Annotated in this window: 22 protein-coding genes; 11 read left to right on the top strand and 11 right to left on the bottom strand. The window is 65.0% G+C overall.

Translation table 11 applies throughout. The features are described 5' to 3' along the window. Nucleotides 1-88: 88 nt before the first annotated feature. From LWC34_RS02280 to LWC34_RS02305, 6 genes are all read left to right on the top strand, one after another. On the top strand, nucleotides 89-1,006 hold the full coding sequence (locus tag LWC34_RS02280) for a branched-chain amino acid ABC transporter permease (RefSeq protein ID WP_233722731.1): 918 nt from the start codon (nucleotides 89-91) through the stop codon (nucleotides 1,004-1,006). After that, entirely contained in the window at nucleotides 1,003-2,748 is a 1,746-nt protein-coding gene (locus LWC34_RS02285) for a branched-chain amino acid ABC transporter permease (RefSeq protein WP_233722732.1), read from the top strand. Before LWC34_RS02280 ends, LWC34_RS02285 begins: the two co-directional genes overlap by 4 nt. Then, a complete protein-coding gene (locus tag LWC34_RS02290; RefSeq protein ID WP_233722733.1) occupies nucleotides 2,745-3,578 on the top strand; it encodes an ABC transporter ATP-binding protein in 834 nt (277 codons plus the stop codon). The genes LWC34_RS02285 and LWC34_RS02290 overlap by 4 nt, the downstream gene beginning before the upstream one ends. Further along, nucleotides 3,575-4,291 (top strand): ABC transporter ATP-binding protein, encoded by a 717-nt coding sequence (locus LWC34_RS02295; RefSeq protein WP_233722734.1) that lies wholly within the window; start codon nucleotides 3,575-3,577, stop codon nucleotides 4,289-4,291. Before LWC34_RS02290 ends, LWC34_RS02295 begins: the two co-directional genes overlap by 4 nt. Nucleotides 4,292-4,413: 122 nt before the next feature. Continuing rightward, complete coding sequence (locus tag LWC34_RS02300; RefSeq protein WP_233722735.1) at nucleotides 4,414-5,175, top strand: alpha/beta hydrolase family protein; 762 nt, start codon at nucleotides 4,414-4,416, stop codon at nucleotides 5,173-5,175. Between the two features lie 59 nt (nucleotides 5,176-5,234). Continuing rightward, the gene (locus LWC34_RS02305) at nucleotides 5,235-6,128 is read left to right on the top strand and encodes an SgcJ/EcaC family oxidoreductase (RefSeq protein WP_233722736.1); all 894 of its coding nucleotides are present in this window, start codon (nucleotides 5,235-5,237) and stop codon (nucleotides 6,126-6,128) included. Here LWC34_RS02305 and LWC34_RS02310 read toward each other — a convergent pair. Together LWC34_RS02310 and LWC34_RS02315 are read right to left on the bottom strand one after the other, a co-directional pair. Further along, nucleotides 6,095-7,012 carry a LysR family transcriptional regulator gene (locus LWC34_RS02310; protein ID WP_233722737.1) on the bottom strand — a complete coding sequence of 306 codons (918 nt, stop codon included), beginning with the start codon at nucleotides 7,010-7,012 and terminating at the stop codon, nucleotides 6,095-6,097. The two genes, LWC34_RS02305 and LWC34_RS02310, sit on opposite strands and share 34 nt — an antisense overlap. A gap of 1 nt (nucleotide 7,013) precedes the next feature. After that, a complete protein-coding gene (locus LWC34_RS02315) occupies nucleotides 7,014-7,400 on the bottom strand; it encodes a PaaI family thioesterase (protein WP_233722738.1) in 387 nt (128 codons plus the stop codon). Between the two features lie 72 nt (nucleotides 7,401-7,472). Between LWC34_RS02315 and polA the strand changes: the two genes are divergently transcribed. Further along, nucleotides 7,473-10,187 carry a DNA polymerase I gene (gene polA, locus LWC34_RS02320; protein ID WP_308199952.1) on the top strand — a complete coding sequence of 905 codons (2,715 nt, stop codon included), beginning with the start codon at nucleotides 7,473-7,475 and terminating at the stop codon, nucleotides 10,185-10,187. Nucleotides 10,188-10,443: 256 nt separating this feature from the next. On the opposite strand, the gene LWC34_RS56585 is transcribed toward polA, so the two are convergent. The 3 genes from LWC34_RS56585 to LWC34_RS02330 form a co-directional block, all read right to left on the bottom strand. Further along, nucleotides 10,444-10,575 (bottom strand): hypothetical protein, encoded by a 132-nt coding sequence (locus LWC34_RS56585; protein ID WP_284051408.1) that lies wholly within the window; start codon nucleotides 10,573-10,575, stop codon nucleotides 10,444-10,446. 79 nt (nucleotides 10,576-10,654) lie between these two features. Beyond that, nucleotides 10,655-10,975: a DUF6086 family protein gene (locus LWC34_RS02325; RefSeq protein ID WP_233722740.1), complete on the bottom strand. Its 321-nt coding sequence runs from the start codon at nucleotides 10,973-10,975 to the stop codon at nucleotides 10,655-10,657. Next, nucleotides 10,972-11,727 carry a TetR/AcrR family transcriptional regulator gene (locus tag LWC34_RS02330; RefSeq protein WP_233722741.1) on the bottom strand — a complete coding sequence of 252 codons (756 nt, stop codon included), beginning with the start codon at nucleotides 11,725-11,727 and terminating at the stop codon, nucleotides 10,972-10,974. Before LWC34_RS02330 ends, LWC34_RS02325 begins: the two co-directional genes overlap by 4 nt. Nucleotides 11,728-11,800: 73 nt before the next feature. On the opposite strand from LWC34_RS02330, the gene LWC34_RS02335 reads away from it, so the two are divergent. The 4 genes from LWC34_RS02335 to LWC34_RS02350 are packed head-to-tail and all read left to right on the top strand — an operon-like array spanning nucleotide 11,801 to nucleotide 14,769. Beyond that, a complete protein-coding gene (locus LWC34_RS02335; RefSeq protein WP_233722742.1) occupies nucleotides 11,801-12,751 on the top strand; it encodes an ATP-binding cassette domain-containing protein in 951 nt (316 codons plus the stop codon). After that, nucleotides 12,748-13,572: an ABC transporter permease gene (locus LWC34_RS02340; protein WP_233722743.1), complete on the top strand. Its 825-nt coding sequence runs from the start codon at nucleotides 12,748-12,750 to the stop codon at nucleotides 13,570-13,572. The genes LWC34_RS02335 and LWC34_RS02340 overlap by 4 nt, the downstream gene beginning before the upstream one ends. 9 nt (nucleotides 13,573-13,581) lie before the next feature. Continuing rightward, a complete protein-coding gene (gene bluB / locus LWC34_RS02345; protein WP_233722744.1) occupies nucleotides 13,582-14,199 on the top strand; it encodes a 5,6-dimethylbenzimidazole synthase in 618 nt (205 codons plus the stop codon). A gap of 36 nt (nucleotides 14,200-14,235) precedes the next feature. After that, nucleotides 14,236-14,769: a Rossmann-fold NAD(P)-binding domain-containing protein gene (locus LWC34_RS02350; protein ID WP_233722745.1), complete on the top strand. Its 534-nt coding sequence runs from the start codon at nucleotides 14,236-14,238 to the stop codon at nucleotides 14,767-14,769. A 178-nt stretch (nucleotides 14,770-14,947) separates the two neighbouring features. Here the strand turns inward: LWC34_RS02350 and LWC34_RS02355 are convergent, their stop codons facing one another. From LWC34_RS02355 to LWC34_RS02380, 6 genes are all read right to left on the bottom strand, one after another. Then, a complete protein-coding gene (locus LWC34_RS02355; protein ID WP_233722746.1) occupies nucleotides 14,948-17,719 on the bottom strand; it encodes an AfsR/SARP family transcriptional regulator in 2,772 nt (923 codons plus the stop codon). Between the two features lie 161 nt (nucleotides 17,720-17,880). Then, nucleotides 17,881-19,095 (bottom strand): beta propeller repeat protein, encoded by a 1,215-nt coding sequence (locus LWC34_RS02360; protein ID WP_233722747.1) that lies wholly within the window; start codon nucleotides 19,093-19,095, stop codon nucleotides 17,881-17,883. Beyond that, the gene (locus LWC34_RS02365; protein ID WP_233722748.1) at nucleotides 19,088-19,588 is read right to left on the bottom strand and encodes a SigE family RNA polymerase sigma factor; all 501 of its coding nucleotides are present in this window, start codon (nucleotides 19,586-19,588) and stop codon (nucleotides 19,088-19,090) included. The genes LWC34_RS02360 and LWC34_RS02365 overlap by 8 nt, the downstream gene beginning before the upstream one ends. A gap of 59 nt (nucleotides 19,589-19,647) precedes the next feature. Continuing rightward, nucleotides 19,648-20,211: a TetR/AcrR family transcriptional regulator gene (locus LWC34_RS02370; RefSeq protein ID WP_233722749.1), complete on the bottom strand. Its 564-nt coding sequence runs from the start codon at nucleotides 20,209-20,211 to the stop codon at nucleotides 19,648-19,650. Further along, nucleotides 20,208-22,133, bottom strand: a complete 1,926-nt coding sequence (locus LWC34_RS02375; RefSeq protein ID WP_233722750.1) for a YhgE/Pip domain-containing protein — start codon at nucleotides 22,131-22,133, stop codon at nucleotides 20,208-20,210. The genes LWC34_RS02370 and LWC34_RS02375 overlap by 4 nt, the downstream gene beginning before the upstream one ends. Then, nucleotides 22,130-22,750: an ATP-binding cassette domain-containing protein gene (locus LWC34_RS02380; RefSeq protein WP_233722751.1), complete on the bottom strand. Its 621-nt coding sequence runs from the start codon at nucleotides 22,748-22,750 to the stop codon at nucleotides 22,130-22,132. The genes LWC34_RS02375 and LWC34_RS02380 overlap by 4 nt, the downstream gene beginning before the upstream one ends. Nucleotides 22,751-22,838: the final 88 nt, after the last annotated feature.

Below are 22,838 nucleotides of genomic sequence, written 5' to 3' on the forward strand. Positions count from 1 at the left end.
CGGACTAGCAAGCTCCGCCCGATCGGCGGGGTGGTCTGGCGGGGGTAGGTCAAGAAAAGACCTGCCCCCGCCTTGTTGGAGGTAGATTGTGTCAACGCTGCTACAGCAGCTGGTCTACGGTGTGATCCTTGGTGGGACCGTCGGTCTGATCGCACTCGGGTACACCATGGTGTACGGCATCGTGCAGTTGATCAACTTCGCCCACGGCGAGATCTTCATGGTCGGGGCCTTCGGCGCGCTCGCGACGTTCACCTGGGCCATACCGGAGGGCGTCAAGGGCACGTGGTACATCACGCTGCCACTGATGGTGATCGCTGGTGCGGTCGTCTCCATGGTGCTCGCCCTGATCATCGAGCGGTTGGCGTACAAACCGCTGCGAAACGCCCCGAGGCTCGCACCCCTGATCACCGCACTCGGTGTGTCGGTCGCCCTGAAAGAGGCCGTCCGGATCTTCTACCCGGGTGCCACGGCGCCGTTGCCCTTCCCGAGGGTGTTCCTCGAGGGAAGCGTCGACATCGGCACGCTGGTGATCCCGAAGACCGGGATTCTGCTCGTCGTGGTGACGATCGTGCTCACCGCGCTGCTGCAGATGTACATCAACAAGTCGCGCATGGGCCGGGCCATGCGAGCGACCGCGCAGGACCCGGACATCGCCCGGTTGATGGGTATCAACCCAGACCGCACGATTGTCCTCACGTTCGGAATCGGTGCCGTGCTCGCCGGTGTCGCAGGCGTGCTCTACGGCGTGCACTTCACCAACATCAGCATCGACATCGGTTTCCAGAACGGCATCTTCGCGTTCACCGCCGCCGTGCTCGGCGGTATCGGCAGTATCCGTGGCGCGGTCATCGGCGGGTTCATCATCGGTCTTGTCAAGACCATTGCCGGCCAGTACCTGCCAGGTGGCACGCAATATGACTACGTCTGGATCTTCGTTGTGCTGATCGCAGTGCTGGTCTTCCGGCCGCAGGGCCTGTTCGGTGAGACCGAAAGGGTACGCGCATGAGCGAGACGAAAGCCCTCTTCAGCCCGTCGGTCGCCCGTGTGGTCGGCATCGTCGGCGCGGTACTCGCGATCGTCGGCGCGCTGCTTCCCTGGTCCACGTTCGTGCTCAACAAGGGCGCGTGGCCGGACAAGGCGACACTGCAGTTCTTCGACGCTCCCTTCGAGGTCACCGGCTTCCGGTGGGAGCTGCTGCTCGTCGGCATCGTGGCGGTGCTGTGCGCGGTCATCAAGGTGCCAGGACAGCTTCGTGTCCTTCGTGGACTCGGCATCGGCATCTTCGTCATCGGCCTTGTGCACTTCGCTTTCATCTCAAGCGAAGGCGGCGGCCTCGGTGCTGTCACGGCCGCGGACGGCAGTACGGCCTTCGGTAGCGTCGCCACGATCATCGCCGGTGTCCTGCTGGCGCTCAGCACGAGCGGCCAGCAGCTCGGCGAAGTCCCGAGCTGGAACACCAAGCTGCCGCTGCCGGTGGCCTACCTCGGTCTGCTGGTCTCGTTCGGCGTGCTGCTCTACCTCGTGTCGCTCACGCTGACCGCCGGTGGCCAGGGCGGTGCGGCCAACCCGTACTCGGGCCCGATCTTCCTGTCGTTCCTCGGCTTCGGTGGCGCGTTGATCGCCGCCGCGTCGGGTCTCGGCATCCTGAAGTGGATCTCCAAGCTGTCCGAGCAGCACCGCGCGTTCAGCATCGTCGTGCTGCTGCTGTGCGCGTTCCTGTTGCCGTTCACCGACGCCGGTACCGAGTACTGGATGACGGTCGCGGCCAACATCGGTGTGTACGCGGCGACCGCGATCGGCCTGAACATCGTGGTCGGCCTCGCGGGTCTGCTCGACCTCGGATACGTCGCCTTCCTCGGCATCGGCGCGTTCGTCGCGGCGAACCTGTCCGGTGCCGCCGCGTCGGCACTTGGCGTGCACCTGCCGTTCTACCTCGTGGTGATCATCTCCGCGGCGATCGCGGGTATCTTCGGCGCCATCGTCGGTTCGCCGACGCTGCGGGTGCGTGGTGACTACCTGGCGATCGTGACGCTGGCGTTCGGTGAGATCTTCCAGATCGCCGCGCGCAACAACATCGGCGGGCTGACCGGCGGATCGAACGCGATCCCGAACATCCCGCCGCTGCAGTGGTTCGACGGGACCGCGTACAACGAGTCGATCGTCCTGTTCGGCGTTCAGCTGCCGTCCGGCGTGCTGTACTACTTCCTGATCATCCTGCTGATCGCGGCGGTCATGACCGTGTTTGCGAACCTGAAGAACAGCCGGATGGGCCGGGCGTGGATCGCCATCAGGGAGGACGAAGACGCGGCCCGCGCGATGGGCATCAAGACCGGCAAGGCCAAGATCCTCGCGTTCCTCTGCGGCGCGGTGCTCGCCGGTATCGCCGGTGCGGTGTTCGCGCACAAGACCAGCACGGTCGGCTACGAGAGCTTCCTGTTCATGGAGTCGGTGACGCTGCTCGCGGCGGTCATCCTCGGTGGCATGGGCTCCATCCCAGGCGCCGTGCTCGGTGCGTCGTTGCTGTTCGTGCTGCCTGAGAAGCTGCGGGCGTTCTCCGAATACCGCCTGCTGCTGTTCGGTCTCGCGCTGATCCTGATCATGCGGTTCCGGCCGCAGGGCCTCATTCCAGACCGGCACCGCCGAGCGGAGCTGGCCGGTGAGGACGCCGAAGGCCATGCCATCGACGAGGCAGGACCGCCGGGAGAAGAACCGGAACAGCCTAGGCCGCAGGAGGTACCGGCGCGATGACTGCTCCCATTCTCAGGGCAGAGGGCGTCACGATGATCTTCGGCGGTCTGACCGCGCTGTCGGACGTCTCGCTGACGCTTGACCGTGGCCAGATCGTCGGCCTGATCGGGCCGAACGGCGCGGGCAAGACCACGTTCTTCAACTGCCTAACCGGCCTGTACACCCCGTCAAAGGGCCAGGTGCTGCTGGACGGCAAGCAGTTGCCGAGCGACCCGGCCGCGGTGACCATCTCGGGTATCGCCAGGACGTTCCAGAACATCCGGCTGTTCCCGAACATGACCGCGATCGAGAACGTCATGGTCGGACGGCACGCCCGGATGAAGCAGGGCCCGATCGCCACGATCTTCCGTGGCCCGAGGTTCCGCAAGGGCGAGGCCGATGCCCGCAAGCGGGCACAGGAGTTGCTGGACTTCGCTGGGATCGGGCGCACGGGCGACGAGCTCGCCCGTAACCTGCCCTACGGTGACCAGCGGCGGCTGGAGATCGCCCGCGCGCTGGCGACCGACCCGCAGGTGCTGTTGCTCGACGAGCCGACGGCAGGCATGAACCCGCAGGAGACCGAGGCGACAAGGCAGCTGATCTTCAAGATCCGCGACCTCGGCATCTCGGTCGTGGTGATCGAGCACGACACGAAGTTCATCTTTGGTCTCTGCGACCACGTGTCCGTGCTGGTGCAGGGCAAGCTGCTGGTCGAAGGGCGGCCCGAGGTCGTGCGGGCCGACCCGCACGTGATCGAGGCCTACCTCGGCAAGCCGCCGGAGGAAGTGCAGGCCGAAGTGCAGCACGCGGCCGAGCTGGTCGGCGAGCACGACAAGGGAGTGAACCAGTGAGCCCGTTGCTGGAGGTTCGCAACCTCAGCGTCGCCTACGGTGCCATCGAAGCCGTCCGTGACGTGTCGTTCTTCGTGGAGGAAGGCCAGATCGTCAGCCTCATCGGGGCGAACGGCGCTGGCAAGACCACCACGCTGCGGACCATTTCCGGTCTGCTGCGCCCGACTCGCGGCGACATCCTGTTCAACGGCGAGCCGATCCACCGCAAGGCGGCGCACGAGATCCTGGCCAGCGGGATCGCGCACTGCCCGGAGGGCCGCAGGCTGTTCGGCCGGATGACAGTCGAGGAGAACCTGCAGCTCGGCGCGTACGTGCGGGACGACGAGGCCGGGATCCAAGCGGACATGCAGCGCGTGTACGAGCTGTTCCCGGTGCTCGGCGAGCGGCGGCACAACAAGGCAGGCCTGTTCTCCGGTGGTGAGCAGCAGATGCTGGCGATCGGCCGGGCGATGATGTCCAAGCCGAAGCTGCTGATGCTCGACGAGCCGTCGATGGGCCTTTCGCCGATCATGACCCAGCGGATCTTCGACACCATCAAGGAACTGCAGGCTGGCGGCACGACCATTCTGCTGGTCGAGCAGAACGCGCTGGCGGCATTGGCGTTGTCGGACCGCGGTTACGTGATCGACCTTGGTTCAACCACCCTTGAGGGACCCGGTATCGACCTGCTGGCCGACCAGCGGGTGCGGGCCGCCTACCTCGGCGAGGGATAGCCGATCACAACCGGCGGTTGTGTCCGATCACAACCGCCGGTTGTGCTCACGGCCGTTATGGCTGTTGGACGTACCCCTGACCAGGCTGTTTGCTATAGGCATCAGCCAATCAGGAGGTCGAAGTGAGTGTTGTCGGTTTCGCGGCGGGTGTTCCATTTGTTGCTCTTGAGCCAGCAGGCGTCGATGGACCCGCACCGCTCGTGGTGACGTGGCACTTGATGGACGAACCGCGCACCGATGTGGCGATGGCCGAAGCGGTGCCGATGAACGAGTTGCCCGCGTGGCGCGTCTACTTCGGACTTCCGATGTCCGGCAGGCGGGCTTTGTCTGGTGGCGACGAGGAATTCTACGCGCTGTCGGCGCAGGACGTTGTGCTCAACGTGTTCGGTCCGGTGACCAAGCAAGCCGCTGACGAATTCCCTGCCGCCGTGGCTGAACTGCGTAAGCAACTGTCCATTTCGGATGGACCGGTGTATGTTGCCGGCGGTTCGGCTGGATCGATGGTTGCGTACGAAGTCATTGCCAGGGGCGAGATTCCGATCGCTGCGGGTGCTGTGGTGAGCCCGGTTACCCAACTGTCGCCGGTGATCGCGGCCAACGAACGGCACATGGGGATCACGTACAACTGGTCGGCGGAGTCGCGTCAGGTCGCCCAGTACTACGACTACGTGCAGCGTGCGAACGAGATCGACGTGCCGTTGCTGATTGTGGTCGGTTCGGACGATGACATCGCGGTTCGTGAACCGGCTGCGTTGGGGCACAAGGAAATTCCGGGCTCGGAGCTCGTCACGATCTCGGGCATGCGGCACGAGGTGATCGGTGCGGACGCCAAGCGCGTGGACGCCGAGTTCACGCGCTGGTTCCAGTCGTACATCCAAGGTTGATCGCGGGTCACAACTCCTGGGGGACGTGCCCGCGGTGACCTACTCCCTAGTTTGACAGCATGACTGGGAGAAAGTTCGCCGCAGTGGTCGGCGCAATGGTTGTGGCACTGGGGATTGGCACTTCGGCCAATGCTTCCGGGGATGACTTCGCTCGTATTCTCAAGCAGCAGTACGACGCTTGGTACGAGCAGGACGGGGCCAAGTTCGCGGCCACCTTCCACGAGGACGCGGACATGGTCACGTTCAACGGCGAGCACCTTTCGACCAGGAAAGGGATTGCCGAAGGGATGCAGTACTTCTTCGACAACCACATCCCGAAATCGCGGTTGAAGGTACTCGACTCGCATGTCAGGTACGTGCGCAGGGACTTGGCCGTCATCGTGCGTACCACCTGCATTGTCGAGACGGTGGAATGTCGCGAGGGATCGTTGTCCCGCAACACGAACGTTCTGTCCAAACGGGACGGGAAGTGGTTGCAGGAGTCGTTCCAGAACACCAGGGTCGAGCCGCTCGCGCCTGGTGTCGTGCCGGTTTCGGAGCCCAAGGGCTACCCGGGCTCAATTGAACAGATCCGGCAGCGTCAGGAAGATTCGTGGTACGAGGAGGATGGTGCGAAGTTCGCGTCAACTTTCAGCAAGGACGCCGACGTTGTGACGTTCAACGCCGATCACCTGCGGACCCGCAAGGGGATTGCCGAGCGGATGCAGTTCTACTTCGACAATTACATCAACAAGACGCGATTGAAGACCCTTGGCGAGCGGATTCGGTTCGTCGGCCGTGACTTGGTTTTTGTGGTCCGAACCGGATGTCAGCTGGTTCCACCGGACACAGAATGCCGCCCGGATTCCGTGTCGCGCAACATCAACGTCCTGGTCAAACGGGATGGCAAGTGGACGCAGGAGTCCTTCCAGAACACGCGCTATGTCCCGATCCAGGAGGTTTCCGGGTCGTAGTCGCACCAGCCCTCCGCGCGGCTTGTCCTGCCTGCCAAGGCAAGCAGCTCGCGGAGGGCTGGCCCCTTGTTTTGCCTGTGCCACACGATCGACCACGGGAACAACGGCAAAGGCTTGAACGGCAGGACAATCAGGTTCAGGTCACGCGGAAGTTCCATGTCCGCGCCGACCAACGTGACCCGGGGTTTGCCGTAGCGGGCCTGTTCCAACGTGTGCCGCAGGTCGTAGCTGTTTCCGCTGTCGTCGATCTTCAGCCCGAGATCCTTGCCCAGCTGGTGGATGAAATAGCCCCACTCCGCTGGACCTTTCCGGGAGGGCAGCCACAGACCTTCTTGCGCGAGGTCCTCGATCCGGATCGCGTCTTGACTCGCGAGCGGGTGCTCGGGCGGGAGCAACGCGAGGATCGGTTCCAGCCGGACCAGGCGATGATCGAGTTCTTCCGGCAGCGGCCTGTGCACGAAGCCGAACGCCACGTCGAGCTCGCCGTTTCGTAGCGGCTCGATGGAGTTGTCGATGCCTTGCCGTGCGCTGCGTTCGACCAGCAGGCCTGGATCCTGCTCAGCGAGTTTGCGCAGGATGAACGCGGGCGCGAGCCGGAAGTCGATCAGATCGAGCTTCAGCGGCTGCTCTTGGAAAACAGCCACGGCCGCGTCGGCGACCCTGATCAGTTCACGCGCGTGCGGCAGGAACTTCTGGCCGTCTTCAGTCAGTTCGACCGCGCGGTTGGTGCGCGAGAACAATTGCGTGTTCAGCGATTCCTCAAGCCGCTTGATCCGCTTGGACAACGCCTGCTGGGTCAGGAACAACGCGTCGGCCGCCCGGCTGAAATGCTGCTGGTCAGCCGTGACGACGAATGCCCTGACCTGGGCGAGGTCGAGATCCAACTCAGGAGCCGGGGACGTTCTGCAACACCATGCAAGTAAGCCTGGCCGTGCAGGTGCGGCGGTCAGATTCGTCGGTGATCACGATCTCGACCGTGACCGTGCTGCGGCCCACGTGCAGCGGCGTTGCCACGGCCGTGACCAGTCCTTCACGCACGCCGCGGTGGTGCGTGCACGAGAGCTCCAAACCGACCGTCGGCTTGCCATCTGATTTCAACGCCGCGCAGACCGAACCGACGGCCTCCGCCAGCACCGCGTTGGCTCCGCCGTGCAGCAGTCCGTACGGCTGACGGTTGCCCTTCACAGGCATGGTCGCGACGACGCGATCGGGGGTCCAGTCGGTGACCTCGATACCCATCTTCTCGTTGAGCTGCTCGACTAGCTCCCCCATGAGCGGAACCTCCACTTAAAAGTTTCTGTACGCAACCAGTAGAGGGTATGCAAGGCCGGAGCAAAGTTGTCGGTGGGTCGGCCTAGACTCGCTGGCGTGGCAGACCACCAGCATCGACTCCTCCTGATAGATGGCCACTCGATGGCCTACCGAGCCTTCTACGCCCTGCCGAAGGAGAATTTCCAGACCGGCACAGGGCAGCACACGAATGCCGTTTTCGGCTTCACGTCGATGCTGATCAATCTGCTGCGTGACGAGAAACCAACGCATATCGCGGTCGCGTTCGACCTGTCGCGCAAGACGTTCCGCAGTGAGAAGTACACGGAGTACAAGGCCAACCGGAGCGCCACACCGGACGAGTTCAAAGGCCAGGTCAGCCTGATCGAGGACGTGCTCGGCGCGTTGAAGATCCCGATGCTGACCAAGGAGAACTACGAGGCCGACGACATCATCGCGACCCTCGCCACCCAGGCGGAGGCCGAAGGCGATTTCGACGTATTGATCTGTACGGGCGACCGTGACGCACTGCAGTTGGTTACGCAGCACACGACCGTGCTGTACCCGTCGCGCGGCGTCTCCGAGATGACGCGGTTCACGCCTTCCGCGGTCGAGGCCAAATACGGACTGACCCCCACCCAATACCCGGACTTCGCGGCACTGCGCGGCGACCCCTCGGACAACTTGCCGAAGATCCCCGGTGTGGGTGAGAAGACGATCACCAAGTGGATCCAGGAGTACGGCTCGCTCGACAACCTGATCGACCAGGTCGACAAGGTCAAGGGCAAGGTCGGCGACAACCTCAGGGCGAACCTGTCGTCCGTGGTGCTCAACCGTGAACTCACCCAGTTGGTGCGCGACCTCGACCTGCCAGCCACCCCCGTCGACCTCGCCGCGCAGGCTTGGGACCGGGATGCGGTGCACCGGCTGTTCGACGAGCTGGAATTCCGGGTTCTGCGGGACCGGTTGTTCCAGAGCCTGCAGGCCGCTGAGCCCGAAGCAGAAGCGGGCTTCGAAGTCAAGGCGTCGAACGTGAATGAGGGCGGACTGGGTGCGTGGCTGGCCGAGCACGCACCCGCCGGCAAGCGCACTGGCCTGGCATTTCGCCACACCGGCGGTCCCGGAGCCGTCGATCTTTTGTCCATCACAGTGGCCGGTGTCGACGGGGACGGAACCTTCATCGACGTTGTGTCGTTGCGTGAAGAGGATGAGCGCGCGCTGACCGCCTGGCTCGCAGATCCCGCGGTGCCCAAGGTCGCCCATGCAGTGAAGTTGGCCCTGCACGGCCTCGCCCAACGCGGCTGGACACTCGGCGGCCTCGTGATGGACACCGAGCTCGCCGCCTACCTCGTCCGGCCAGGCCAACGCTCGTTCTCCCTCGACGACCTCGTCCTGCGGCACCTCAAGCGCGAGCTGCGGGTCGAGGAGGTCGAGGGCGAGCAGCAGCTGTCCATGTTCGACGAGGCCGACGAGGGCGAGAAGCTCGCCGCCACCGAGGTCGTCCGCGCCCGAGCCGTCGCCGAACTGGCCGAGGCACTGGCCACCGAGGTCGAATCGACCGGCGGCGCCAAGCTCCTCGCCGAGATGGAGCTGCCCCTGCTCCAAGTGCTCGCCGAGATCGAGGGCATCGGCATCTGCATCGACATGGAGCACCTCGCCTCACTCGAGGCCCACTTCGCCGCCCGGGTCAAGCAGGCGGCGCAGGACGCGTACGGCGTGATCGGCAAGGAGATCAACCTCGGCTCGCCCAAGCAGCTGCAGGTCGTGCTGTTCGACGAGCTGCAGATGCCGAAGACGAAGAAGACCAAGACCGGCTACACGACGGACGCCGACGCGCTGACCACGTTGTTCGAGCAGACCTCGCACCCGTTCCTGCAGCACCTGCTCGAGCACAGGGACGCGACCCGCCTGAAGACCACTGTGGACGGTTTGATCAAGTCGGTCGCCGACGACGGCCGGATCCACACCACGTACAACCAGACCATCGCGGCCACCGGCCGGTTGTCGTCCCAAGAGCCCAACCTGCAGAACATCCCGATCAGGACAGAGGAAGGCCGCCGGATCCGGGACGCGTTCGTCGTTGGCGCGGGGTACTCCGAACTGATGACGGCGGACTACTCACAGATCGAGATGCGCATCATGGCCCACCTCTCGCACGACGAGGGCCTTGTCGAAGCGTTCAACTCCGGCTTCGACTTCCACGCCGCGACCGCCGCCCGCGTGTTCTCCGTCGAACCAACCGAGGTCAGCGGTTCCCAGCGGGCCAAGGTCAAGGCGATGAACTACGGCCTGGCGTACGGCCTGTCCGCCTTCGGCCTCTCGCAACAGCTTCGAATCTCCACCGAAGAAGCGCGTGGCCTGATGGAGGAATATTTCGAGCGCTTCGGCGGGATCCGCGACTACCTCACGTCCGTTGTGGACAAAGCACGCCGCGAGGGCTACACCGAGACGATCTTCGGCCGCCGCCGCTACCTGCCGGACCTCAACTCGGACAACCGCCAGCGCCGCGAGATGGCCGAGCGGATGGCCCTCAACGCACCGATCCAAGGCAGCGCGGCCGACATCATCAAGGTCGCCATGCTCAACGTCCACTCCAAGCTCAAAGATGCCGGCCTGAAATCCCGGATGCTGCTGCAGGTGCACGACGAACTCGTGCTCGAAGTCGTCGCCGACGAGAAGGCGACCGTCGAGGAACTCGTCCGCGACGGCATGGGCAGCGCCTACCACCTGGACGTCCCTCTGGACGTCTCGGTCGGCTTCGGTCGTTCCTGGAACGACGCCGCGCACTGACCCGGCGCCTTGCCCGCCGGGACTTGGTTCACGGCGGGCAAGGTTTGTCAGTGGGGAGCGCCGCGTGACGGCTCTACGGCGAAAGTCCGTGGCGAGATCCTGTGGTGGCGCATGGCCAAGCGGATTGCTATGAACACGCCGATCCAGCTCTGGAAGAGTGGGGACGTCGACCGGCCTCTGCCGCATTCGTGGCGCGGCCAACATCACCATGCTCGCCGCGGGGTTTCGAGGCGCCCTCGTGCCCGAAACCCCGCGGCTACTTCTTCGCCTTGACGAGCACGATGACGAGCAGCACCGAGAAGCTGGCGACGTAGCGGCCTTGTCGAACCGGCGGTACAGAAGGACCACGCCACTGGCCGCCGAAGAACAAAGTCAGCGTCAGCAACACCCCGGACCACCTCCAGCGTCAGGATTTCCGACACTGGTGCCTCCGAAACCGCGCTGAATGGCCAGTTGGACTGTCCGGCCTAGTCAGGCATGGCGCGAGCGTGGACAGCGGCTAGCTCGATCAGCCGCGTCACGCCCGCCGCTGGAATCCCGGAAAGCCGTTGTGCCGGACCGGCTAGCGCGGGAAGTTCGCCGCCTGACCGTTGAACCATGACGATGCTGGTCGCGACGAATCTGTCCATTATGGACAGAATGATCGGGTGGTTCGAGATCAGTGGGCCGATTCCTGATGGGACGCCGGTGAAATCGCTCATCGCCTTGGCGCAGTGAACGTAGAGCCGTGCGGCACCGTTCGACCGGTTCCACAGGGTCTTGCCCTCAGCCGCGAAATACTGGCTCATTTCCTTGAGTTGATCAGGAGTTCGAGGCCGTCGAGGACGCGATCCAATCCGTAGTCGAACGATGTGGCGATGGCCTCCTCGAACGTGCCGGGGGCCATGCTGACCATGTTCGGGTAGTCGCCGGTCGCCAGGATTTGTTCCAGGAATGGCCGGTGCGCTTCCCAATAATCCTCGTCGCTGACGCCGGTTCGCTCGGCTGCTTGTGCTGCTTCGATCACCGATTTGGTCGCGCTGATGACGTACCCGTCGATGAGACCGATCGTGTTGATCTTCTCCGCGTCGGTCAGTGTCGTTTCCGCCATCACGTCGAGGAAATACTCGAAACTGGCCAGCGCGCCCGGACCGAGCAGGCGGCGCACCGGGGACACGTGCAGCAACCAGTTGTGCCGGAGGTAGAGCTCGCGGGAGGCGTGCGCGATCGCGTGCATCTTCTCGCGCCAGCCTTTTCCTTCAAGGCCGGACATGTGGTTGAACGTGTCCTCCGACGCGATCGCCCGGTCGAGCATCACGTCGATCAGTTCGGCCTTGCTCGGTACGTAGCGGTACAGCGACATCGTGCCCACGCCGAGCTTGGCCGCGACGCGTCGCATCGACAGCGCGTCAAGGCCTTCCTCGTCGGCCAGCTCGATGCCGGCGGCGGCGATCTTGTCGACGGTCAGTGACGGCTTCGGGCCGCGGCTCGGCCGTTCGTCCAGTCCCCAGAGCAGCCTGAGGCTGACCGTCACGTCGCCGCCGCTGTATTCGGTGCTCATCTTGCGTAAATAATAGAACTGGGTACAGTGTACGACGTTTAGGGTACGCTGTACCCAGTTAGGGGGTAAGCGAATGAGTCCTGCGGTTCTCGCCGAAGGTCTACGGAAGAACTACAAGAACACGACGGCGCTGGACGGGTTTGACCTGGTCGTTCCCGATGGCACGGTGTGCGGGCTGCTCGGCCCGAACGGTGCGGGCAAGACAACCGCGGTCCGCATATTGAGCACCTTGCTGAAGTTCGACGCCGGGCGTGCCGAAGTCGCCGGGTTCGACGTGGTCAAGCAGTCGGCCGAGGTGCGCTACCGGATCGGCCTCAACAGCCAGGAGGCCGCGGTCGACGAGATCCTCACCGGGCGCGACAACCTGGTGATGTTCGGGCGCCTGTATCACCTCAGCGCGAAGGTCGCTCGTGCTCGCGCGGACGAGCTGCTCGAGCAGTTCAACCTCACGGACGCCGCGAACAAGGCACCGAAGCATTACTCCGGCGGCATGCGTCGCCGGCTGGACCTGGCGGCGAGCTTGATCATGGCGCCACCGGTGCTGTTCCTGGACGAACCGACGACCGGCCTGGATCCGCGTAACCGCAACGAAGTCTGGCGCGCATTGCGGACCCTCGTCGACGGCGGCATGACGCTGCTGCTGACCACACAGTACCTCGACGAGGCCGACCAACTCGCCGATCAGATCGCGGTGATCGACAGCGGCAAGGTGATCGCCGAGGGAACGCCGACGCAGCTGAAGTCCGAGATCGGCGGTGACCAGATCGACGTCGTCCTGCACAACTTCGCCGATATGGCCAAAGCAGCCGAGATACTCGAGCGGATCACCGGCCAGACAGTCGAGATGGACGAGGACGACCGCCGGATCTCCTCGCCGGTGGTCCGTCGCGTACACGCGTTGACCGAGCTGGTCAGCGTGCTGGCTTCGGTCGACATCGAAGCCGAGGACATCTCGATCCGCAGGCCGACGCTCGACGAGGTCTTCCTGCGGCTCACCGGTCATAAGGCGGAGGTGGCGGCATGATTCTGACGCCGGTCATCCCAATGTCGCCGTGGGAACGCATGCGCTGGGGCACGTCGGACGCCTGGGTGATCACGAAACGCGACCTGATGCAGCGGGTCCGTCAGCCCGGGTTGCTGATCGGCGGGTTGACCTTTCCGATCGTGTCGGTGCTGCTGTTCGGTTACGTGTTCGGCAGCGCGATGTCGGTGCCGGGTGGCGGAGACTACCGCGAGTTCCTGATGCCAGGCATGTTCGCGCAGTCGATGATGTTCGGCATCGGCGTCACCATGAGTGCGGTCGTCGCTGACACTGAGCGCGGCATCACCAACAGGTTCCGGTCGATGCCGATGGCGCGCTCGGGCGTGGTTGTCGGCCGCAGTGCCGCGGACATGCTGAACTCGCTGCTGGACCTTGTCGTGCTGGTGCTGTGCGGCCTGGCCGTTGGCTGGACGTGGCGTGGCAGCTTCGGCGCGATGCTTGGCGCACTGGCGCTGTTGTTGCTGCTGCGGTTCGCGGTGATCTGGTTGGGCATCTACATCGGCCTGCTGTTGCCGAACTCGGAGAGCGCGGCGGGTGTCTATGGCCTGCTGTTTCCGATCACGATGATCGCGAACACCTTCGTGGCGCCGGAGATGATGCCGGGCTGGCTCGGCACGATCGCGGAATGGAACCCGTTGTCCGCGACTGTCGGCGCGACGCGTGAGCTCTTCGCCAATCCGGGCTTCGGCGGCGACAGTTGGGCCTCGCAGAACTCGATCCTGCTCGCGCTGGTCTGGCCTGTGGTGTTGATCGCCATCTTCCTGCCGTTGTCGGTCCGCCGATACCGCAAGCTGGGTCGTTAGTGTCCGGACGTGGATTTCTATGAGGTGATCAACCGGCGCCGGGACGTACGGGCCGAGTTCACGGGGGAGCCGGTCGACGACGACGTCCTCCGGCGAGTGCTGGGCGCCGCGCACGCGGCGCCCAGCGTTGGGCTGAGTCAACCATGGGACTTCGTGATCGTGCGCGATCCTGTGACTCGTAAGGCTTTCCAGCATCACGTGGCGTCGGAGCGGGAGACGTTCGCCGATCAGCTCAGCGGAGAACGGGCATCGACCTTCAGTCGTATCAAGATCGAAGGGATTCTTGAATCGACGCTGTCGGTGGTAGTGACGTACAACCCGGCGAAGGGCGCGCCCGCGGTGCTCGGCAGGCACGCGATCGCCGACGCAGGTCTGTACTCGGTGTGCCTGGCGATCCAGAATCTGTGGCTCGCGGCGACCGTGGAAGGACTCGGCGTCGGCTGGGTGAGTTTCTATCGCGAGGATTTCCTGCGTGACCTGCTGAACATTCCCGCGTCGATCCGGCCAGTCGCCTGGCTGTGCCTCGGACCGGTGTCGCGCGTGCACGACGTCCCGGACTTGGAACGGCATGGCTGGCGAAGTCGGCTACCGCTCGAAGCCGTTGTGCACCAAGAGCGTTTTGTCTGATGTTGCCTTTTCATGTCAGCTCGGTAGATTGGGATGATGCCGTCGCAACGTCGCGCGCTGGTCCTGGGTGGGACGGGGATGCTCGCTGGTTGCGTGGAGGCGTTGACCAGCGAGGGCTGGTATGTGGTCTCTCCGAGCCGGCGGCGGCCGTTGGACACCCACGGCGCGGTATGGGTTCAAGCTGACTGGGCTCAGCCGAACGAACTGGCTGAGCGGGCGCACATCGCACTGGGCGGACCGGCGAGTCTGCTGGTCGCCTGGATCCACGGAAGCTTCCGGGTGCCAGTCCTGCGGGCGGTGAGTCCGCTGCTGGAAGAGGACAGCCCGGTGGTCGAGGTGCACGGGAGCGCTTCGGCCAACCCGCTGCAGGGCTGCCCGGAGCCTGTGCTGTCCGGCAACCCGACGCAGCAGGTGGTCCTGGGATTCCGCCGCAACGCGGGCCGGACTCGCTGGCTCACCCACCGCGAGACCGCGGAGGGCGTGATGGCCGGGGTCCGCAGGGCGCTGGATGGCCGGCAGCACGCCGTCCACCAGGTGGGTGAATTCCGGCCCTGGACCGCGCTGCACTGAAGCAAAGGGATCATCGGCAAATCCAGTTATCCACAACCGCCAAGAACCCCACTGTCGATCAACCCCCGCCGATAGACTGGCCTCGGGGTCGCCCCCCCGGGAGTGGCGGGGGCTGCCCGGGGTCGGATGCGGTAGAGGTTCTTTACGTGAGTAAGGCGTCCGTTGCTTCGGTGGCTGGCTAGCCGGTGATCTGCTCTAACCTTGTGCCGCGGCGTTGGCGTAGGACGGTCAAGGTCCACTCGGCTTTTTCCTCGCCGCTGCGGTCTTTGAGGCGGCGGAAGGCGGCCAGGGCTTGGCGTACTTCGACTTCCGCGCGGCCGAAGTCTCCGGATGTTGTGTGCAGGTCGGCCAACCAGTGCAACGCGTACGCTGAGCAAAGGTCGTCGCCGAGGCCGCGCAGGATGTCCAGGGACATTTCCAAGTATCGCACGGCTTTCTTCGTAAACCCTGCGCCGCCGTGCAATCTGCCCAGTTCGCTCAGGACGCGGCCTTCTCGGTGATGGTCGCCTGCCTCGCGCGACAGTGCCAATGCCCGCTCGAGCCAGTTCGCTGCCTCCGTCTGGTTTCCGATGGCCATTTGGGCTTTGCCGATTGCTTGCCGCGCGTAGGCTTCCGCGTGTACGTCGGCTTTGTCGACGAAGATGTTCAGTCCTTTGTGGAAGTACGGCAGTGCTGCCAGTGGTCGGCCGCGGAAATAACGTGTTGCGCCGACGCCGCAGCTCGCGAAGCCTTCGCCCATTGAGTCGCCTGCTTCGATGAACAGGGCGCGCGCCTTGGCGAACATTGCTTCAGCCGTGCTGTACGAATCGCGGTACAGGTGTACCTGGGCCAAGCCGCGCAGCAATGCGGCTTGGCTCAAGGTGTCCTTTGCCGACTTCAATGCTGTTTCGTGCACGCGTTGCCATGAGTCGAAGTGGCAGCGGTGGTCGAAGTAGGGGACCAACGATGTCGCTAGGACGCATGCGAGGGTGTCGAGGCCTTCGCTCGCTGCCAGTTCGATGATCGAGATCAGGGTTTCGTGTTCCGCGTCAAGCCATTGCAAGGGATCCGCTGTGATCGCGTCTACTATGGACTGACTGACCTTGTGTCGTTGTCCGTTGTAGGGCAGTGGGCGGAAGATGCTCACCGGCATTGTGGACAGTGCGGTTTCCACCAGTCCGAGCCAGCCGGAGATCACCCTGCTCAGCTGCTCGCGGGCGTCCGATTCCGCTGCTTCCCGCGCGTATACGCGGATCAGGTCGTGCATCAGGTAACGCGGCTGGTCGATCACGTCCATGCCCGCTATTTCCAGCATGTTCGCGTCAACGAGGACGTCGACCAGATCCGCGCTGTCCTGACGGTCGAGCAGTGCTCCCACTGCCCATTCCGGAATCGTGCTTGAACCGAGCCTGCCCAACAGCCGGAACGCCGCCGCCGCGTCCTCGGGGAGTTGGCGGTAACTCAGATCGAAACTTGCTCGCACCGCCAGTTCGCCGGTTTTCAGTTCGCTCAACCGCTGGGTTTCGTCGGCAAGGCGTCGTTCGAGGACGTTCAGTGTCCAGCCGCGCCTTCCGGCGATACGAGCGCCTGCGATTCGGATCGCCAATGGCAGGTAGCCGCAGGACTGCAGGATCGCTTCGGCCGCTTCGGGTTCGCGGTTCACGCGGTCAAGCCCAGCGATTTTGCCGAGTAGTTCACCGGCTTCCGCGGTAGGCAGCACGTCGAGCTCGATCTGGTGCGACGCGGGCAGCTCCGCCATCCGCTGGCGGCTTGTCACCAGCACGCCCCAGTTGTCCGCGGGCAGCAGACCTTGCACCTGGGCGGCATTGGCTGCGTCGTCGAACAGCACGAGCATCCGGGTTTCCGACGCCAGCGAGCGGTACAGCGTCGCCCGGTCGTGCGCAGTGTCTGGCAACGCGGCGCCAGTCACTCCGAGCGAACGCAGCAAGCTGCCAAGGACTTCCTTGTCGGTCCGCGGCCTGCTGGTGGTTCCGGCTAGGTCCACGTAGAGCTGACCGTCCGGGAATTCGTCCTTCAGCAGATGCGCCACGTGCACGGCCAGCGACGTCTTGCCGACGCCTGGCGAGCCGACGATAGTCGCGACCGATGCGCTGTCGTCGGCTGATGTGAAGACCGCGCGCAGTGCCGCAATGTGCCTGCCGCGTCCGGTGAAATCCGGGACGTCCTGCGGCAACTGGCGGGGCACCGCGCGGACGATGACCGGTTCCTGCTGTGGCGCCTCGCCTTTGAGGATCGCCGCGTGCACTTTCCGCAGTTCCGGCCCTGGCTCCACGCCCAGTTCGTTGACCAGGCGCTTGCGGATCTCGCCATACGTTCGCAGCGCCTCGGCTTGCTGCCCGCTGGCGTTGAGTGCCAGCAGCAGTTGCTGCCAGCCGGATTCGCGGAACGGATGCTCGGCTAGGAACGGGCGTAGTTCGGCGATCGCGTCCTGATAGCGCCCTTCCGCCACGCGCAGGCCGAGCAGATCCTCCGTCGCCACCACTCTGGCCTCGGCCAATGCCGCGAGGCGGTCGCCCCAGGCGTGTACTCCGGGCAGGTCGGCCAGTGGGTCGCCGCGCCACAACGCCAATGCGTGTTCGAGCTGCTCGGCGGCTTCCGCCAGCGCTCCGGCGGCCCGGAACTGACGGGCTCTCGCGACGTGCTCGGTGAATTCGATCAGGTCGAGCTCGCCTTGACCGACCACGATCGAATATCCGAGCCGGTCGGTCCGCATCCGGGAGCTGATCTCCGGTGAGCTGGCGCGCAACGAACTCACGTACGTCCGCAGATTCGCCGCGACCGATCGCGGTCTTCGATTCGGCCACAGCGCGTCGGTCAGCATGTCGTAGGTGACCGTTTGGTTGGCGTTGAGCAGCAACGTCGCCAACAACACCCGCGGCTTCGTACCCCCGAGCTCGGCGTCACCGGCCACCAAAGAGCCGAGCACGCGAAACTTCAACCCCGTTGTCACATCGACCCCCAGTCGGCAACGAACTGGCGCTCAGTTTCGTGCCGCTTAACCGCGCGCACAAGTCCTGGGCTTCTGTGATTCATAACAGGGATGGCGTATGTGACCGTGACCACGCCCGGTCGGCACGCGCGGCGAGGCCGCACACAACCACGCCGGGATGTCTAGGGGAATTGCAGCTTTATCTCCTTCCAGCCGATTCCGTCGTACGAGACCAGGTACTGGCCGCTGGTCGAGCTGTCCGCGCGGATGCCCAGGTAGCCGGTCCGAATCCAGCGCATCTCGGCGGCATGGGCGCTCGGTTCGGCGACGAAGCTCTTCCCGCCGTCGGCACTGGTCCATACCTCGTCCATGACCTTCGGATATTGCGAAATACGCAGCTTTCCATCGGTTCCGGCGACGGGAACGCCCGAGATAATCGTCGGCTGGATGCCGCCGGCCGCCTGCCAGGTCTGTTGCCATGTCCGGCCCGAATCCGTGCTTCGGAAGATCACGACCAGGTTGGCGGGGGAGTCAGGGTTGGTGATTGTCGCGTAGACGGCCGTGGGGGCCGTGATGATCGAAATCGACGGGTAATCCGCGGACGTGATCTGCGACGCCGGTGGTGGTGTGAACGCAGGCAACTCGCTCTGCGTCCATTTCTCGCCGTCCTTGGTCGAGGCGACCGTGGGCTTGCCGGTCGCCGGATCCACCCCTGCGACCCACCAGACCTTGTGCGAATCCGGGTACGGCTGGCACGACCGCACCTCGAACGGCGGCTGATTGGCCAGGTCGACGCTGTGGCCGTTGCCGGTGAGCACCGCACTCACCTTGCCGTTGCGGCATTCCAAGATCGTCGAGACGCCGAACTTGGTGTACGGCATCCGCCCGCTCTGGATCGGCACTTCCTGCCACGTCCTGGCGCCATCGCTGGAGAAGAAGCGCTTGACGGTGTCGTCGGACCGGTAGTCGTCGATGATCAACGTCGAGATGCCGAGCGCGACCAGCCGGTCCGGATGTCTGCTGAAACCCGTCTCGATTGGCGGTGCCGTGCGTTCTTCCCATTCCTTGGCGTTGCCTGTGGCGATGACCAACGGCTCGCAGACTGATTCCTTCTCACACGAGACGCCGAGCGCGAAACCATTCGTCAGATCGTAGAAATCCACCGAGACAACGGAGTTCTGGCCAGTCCGGCTGGTCGGCGTGGCCCCGTCATATTGCATTCCCAGCCGTAGCAACGGGACAGCAGCGACGACGAGCACGACCGTTGCGGCGCTAAGGATCTGGAGGCGCCGACGGCTCGACCGTCGCTCCGCGCGTGTGATCACGTCGCTCACGGGCGGTTGCTGGACGGCGTTGCGCAGGGTGTCGCGCAACCCGTCGAAGTCAGGATCAGGCATTCTCCACCTCCCGGTGCACGCCGAGCGTGGTGGCGAGCGCCGCCCGCGCCCGGGCGAGCCGGGATTTCACTGTGCCCACAGGGATGTCCAGTGTCGCGGCCACCTCGTCGACCGGCATGTCGGCCAGGTAGTGCAACACGACAACCGCCCTGTGCTCGTAGGACAATTTCTTGATCGCCGCGTGCAGCTCAAGGTGTTCACCGGCCCAGCTGTCCGGCGGTTCCGCATGCGGTAGCGGTGTTTCCCGACGTAGCAACCGGTCCAGCGTGTTACGTCGGCGCCAACGCCGCCGCGCGAGGTTGATAGCCACCGTGTACAACCACGCTTCCGGGTTGTCGGTGGCACGCACACGGCGGCGCCGGCTGTAGGCGATAGCGAAGGCTTCCTGCGCCAGTTCCTCCGCCTCACCAAGGTCTCCGACCAGGCCATACGTCGCTACGACGATGCGCCGGTACGACGCCTCGTACAGTTCGGCGAACCACTGGTCGGACAATTCGCCCCCTCTCCTCACCAGACACGAGGCGCGGGTGGGCCGTCAGGTTCCTCCGAGTTTCACTGATTCTGGCCGAGACCCCTGACCAGCAACATCACCGATTCGCGGACTTCGTCGCGAGTGCGTTGCGGCTGGAACACCTGCCAATCGAGCGCGACCACGAGCAACGTGCCGAACAACGCCGATGCGGCCGTGCCGGTTTGCACGCCGTCTGGCAGCCTGCCGCCTTCGGCCAGGCGCTGCATGTGCTGCTTGACGATCGACACGATGTCGTCACGCAGCAGCGTCAACGTGTCGTGCCACTGGCCTGGCGTCCGCCACAGCTCGCTGACCAGCAACTGCGCGAACGCCGGATAGTCGGCGAAGTACGACAGCGCCGCGTCGACGAGATCCTCGACCTCTTCGGCCTTACGCAGCCGGTCGGCCAGCAGGTCGACGCCATAGCGCAGCAGCGCGTCGATCAGGCCGTCCTTGCTGCCGAAGTTGTAGTAGACCGTGCCTTTCGCGACACCGGCCTCGGCCGCGATGTCGTCGACGGTCAGGCCGACCATGCCCTTGGTGTTCGCCAGCCGAAGGGTCGCGTCGAACAACTTCTGTTTCGTTGCCTGGGTTCGCGGGCTCACAACACCAGCTCCGGCTTGAGGCGCGACGGCGTCCACATCCGCTGGCGCCGCGCGGCCAATGTGGACACGAGCAGCCCGCCGGCAAGGTAGGCCACCAGCACGAGCACGTCCTCACCGACGCTGACCATCGATCCACCGTAGAGCAGGTGCCGCATCCCGTCGACCACGTATCCCATGGGCAGCACGGAATGCAACGGGTACAACACGTCCGGCAACGTCTGCCACGGGAACGTGCCACCCGAGCTGATCAGCTGCAGGATCAGCAACACCAGGCCGAGGAACTTGCCGACCGCGCCGAAGAACGCGTTGAGCGCGTGCAGGATCGCGGTGAACGACAGCGATGCCAACGCCAGCAGGCCGAACGCCGCCAGCGGCCGGTGCGCGTCGATCCCGACGATCGTGGTGACCACCGTGAACAGCAGGACGACCTGGAGCAGGCCGAGACCGGCCGCGGGCAGCCAGCCGGCGATCGCCACTCGCCACGCGGGTTGACCGGCCGCGATCGCCCGGCTGGACAACGGTTTGAGCAGCAGGAACAGTACGAAGGCGCCGATCCACGTTGCCAGGCTGAAGAAGAACGGCGCGAGACCGGCGCCATAGCTTCCGGCTTTCACGTTGCTGACCGTGCTGATCGACACGGGGTTGCCGATGGTCTGCGCGGTCGCGGTGCGGGTCGGGTCGTCCGGATGCGGGATCTGGCCAAGGCCTTGGTGCAAGCCGTCGCTGAGCTTGGCCGCGCCGTCGGCGATCTGCTTGTTGCCGTCGGCCAGCTTGACCTGGCCGTCGTAGGCCGTCTTCTCGCCGTTGGCCAGCTCGGCTGCACCGGTGTTGAGTTTCGTGCCGCCCGCGGCGGCCTTGGCGATGCCGTCGGCCAGAGCGGGCGACTGAGCGGCCAGTTGCGCGGCGCCGTCGGACACCTGCTTGGCGCCCGTGGCGAGCTTGTTCAGCTGGGACGCCGCGTTCTGGACCTTGCCGTTGGCGTCGTCGATTGGCTGGCGTGCTTGGCTCAACGCGGTCATCACACGTTGCACCTGCTCCTCGGTGAAGCCCGCGGCTCGCAGTTTCGCCGCGATGTCCCCGTTCAGCTGGTCAAGGCCGCCTACGAACTGCTTGGCCACGTCCGCGATGTGCTGGCCTTGCGTCGCGACCTGCGCGTTCCCGGCCGCTACCTGCGCGGCTCCGTCGGCGAGCTTCTGCGCGTTGGCCGGCAGATCCTTTGTCTTGTCGTGCAACGTGTTCAGGCCAGTGCTGAGCTCACCGAGCCCGCCGGAGATCTGCGTCGCGCCGTCGAGAAGTTTGCGCTGGCCGTCGACCAGCTGTGCGGAGCCGTCACGGGCTTTGCCGGTCGCGTCCGCCAGTTGACCCGCGCCGCCCGCGGCTTTCTGGGTCTCGGAGTAGATCGTGCCGAAGCCGAGCAGGAACTTGTCCGCCGCGGTCTGGCCGACCTCGGAGGTGATCGACTGGCGCACCTCGCTGGACACCTTGTCGGCGATCGTGCCGACCAGGTAGTTGTTGGCGTCGTTGGTGGTCACCGTGATCAGGCCCTGGCGCGGGTGGAAGGCGCTGCTGGAGCTCAGTGCGGCGGAGAAGTCCTTCGGGATCGTCATCGAGAACGAGTACTTGCCGTCCCGCACGCCGGTCTCCGCGTCCTGCGCGCTGACCCGGTTCCATTGGAACGCACCGGAATCCTGCAGCTTCGTGGCGACCTTGTCGCCCGCGTTGCCCAGCTCCGGCGTGCCTTCGTCCGCCATTACCAGCGCGGCCGGGATGTGGTCGAGCCTGCCGTACGGATCGTGGTTGGCGAACAGGTACAACGAGCCGTACAGCAACGGCACGAGGACGAGCGCGAGCACGGCCAGCCTCGGCAGTTTGCCCGCGGTGATGCGGCGGATTTCGTTGCCCGCCAGGCGAAGGGCGCTCATTCTTCGATCACTCCGATGTGGGCGGCCGGGGTGGGCAACGTCTGCGCTGTCGCCGGAGCGCACAGCACGACGACCGCGAGGCCGCGTTCGGCTTGGGAAACGGCTTGTGGCCACCAGTTCTGGGCGTCGCTGACATGCCGGTCCGGCTGGTCGAGCAGCAAAGCCCGCACACCCGGCTTCGAGCTCGCGACCTCGACCAGCAGGCGCGTACGGACCTGTGGCGGGACGTTCTCGACGCGCGCGCCGACGTACTGCTCGGCGTCGTGGGTTCGCAGCCATTGCTGGACGGCTTTGCGGTTCACCCGCTGGCCCGCGTGCATCAGCTCCTCGGCGATCGCGTCGCCGAGTTTCAGGCCGTCTTCCGGCTCGTTGACGCCGGGCGCGTCGACAAGGACGACGTGCTTACGCAGCTTCGTGGCGTCCTGCTCGCCGTTGAGCGTGACCGTGCCGTGGGAGGGGCGGATCCGCCCAGCCAGGGCGAGGGCGAGAGTGGTGTGACCGGCGCCGGGTTCGCCCGTGACGAGCGTGACTTCCCCTTCGCGCACGCTCAGCGAGGTCGGGCGCAGCAACGGCCCGTGCGGACCGTCTACCCCGACTCGCTCGGCTCGGATCTCCACAGCCCTGACCCTTCATTTGAACTGACTGGTCAGTTCAAATACTGGCCCGTGTGTGATCGCCTCGCAAGTCGTGACGGTGTGATACTGG

It is taken from the genome of Kibdelosporangium philippinense, assembly GCF_021390435.2.
Lineage (GTDB): Bacteria > Actinomycetota > Actinomycetes > Mycobacteriales > Pseudonocardiaceae > Kibdelosporangium > Kibdelosporangium philippinense.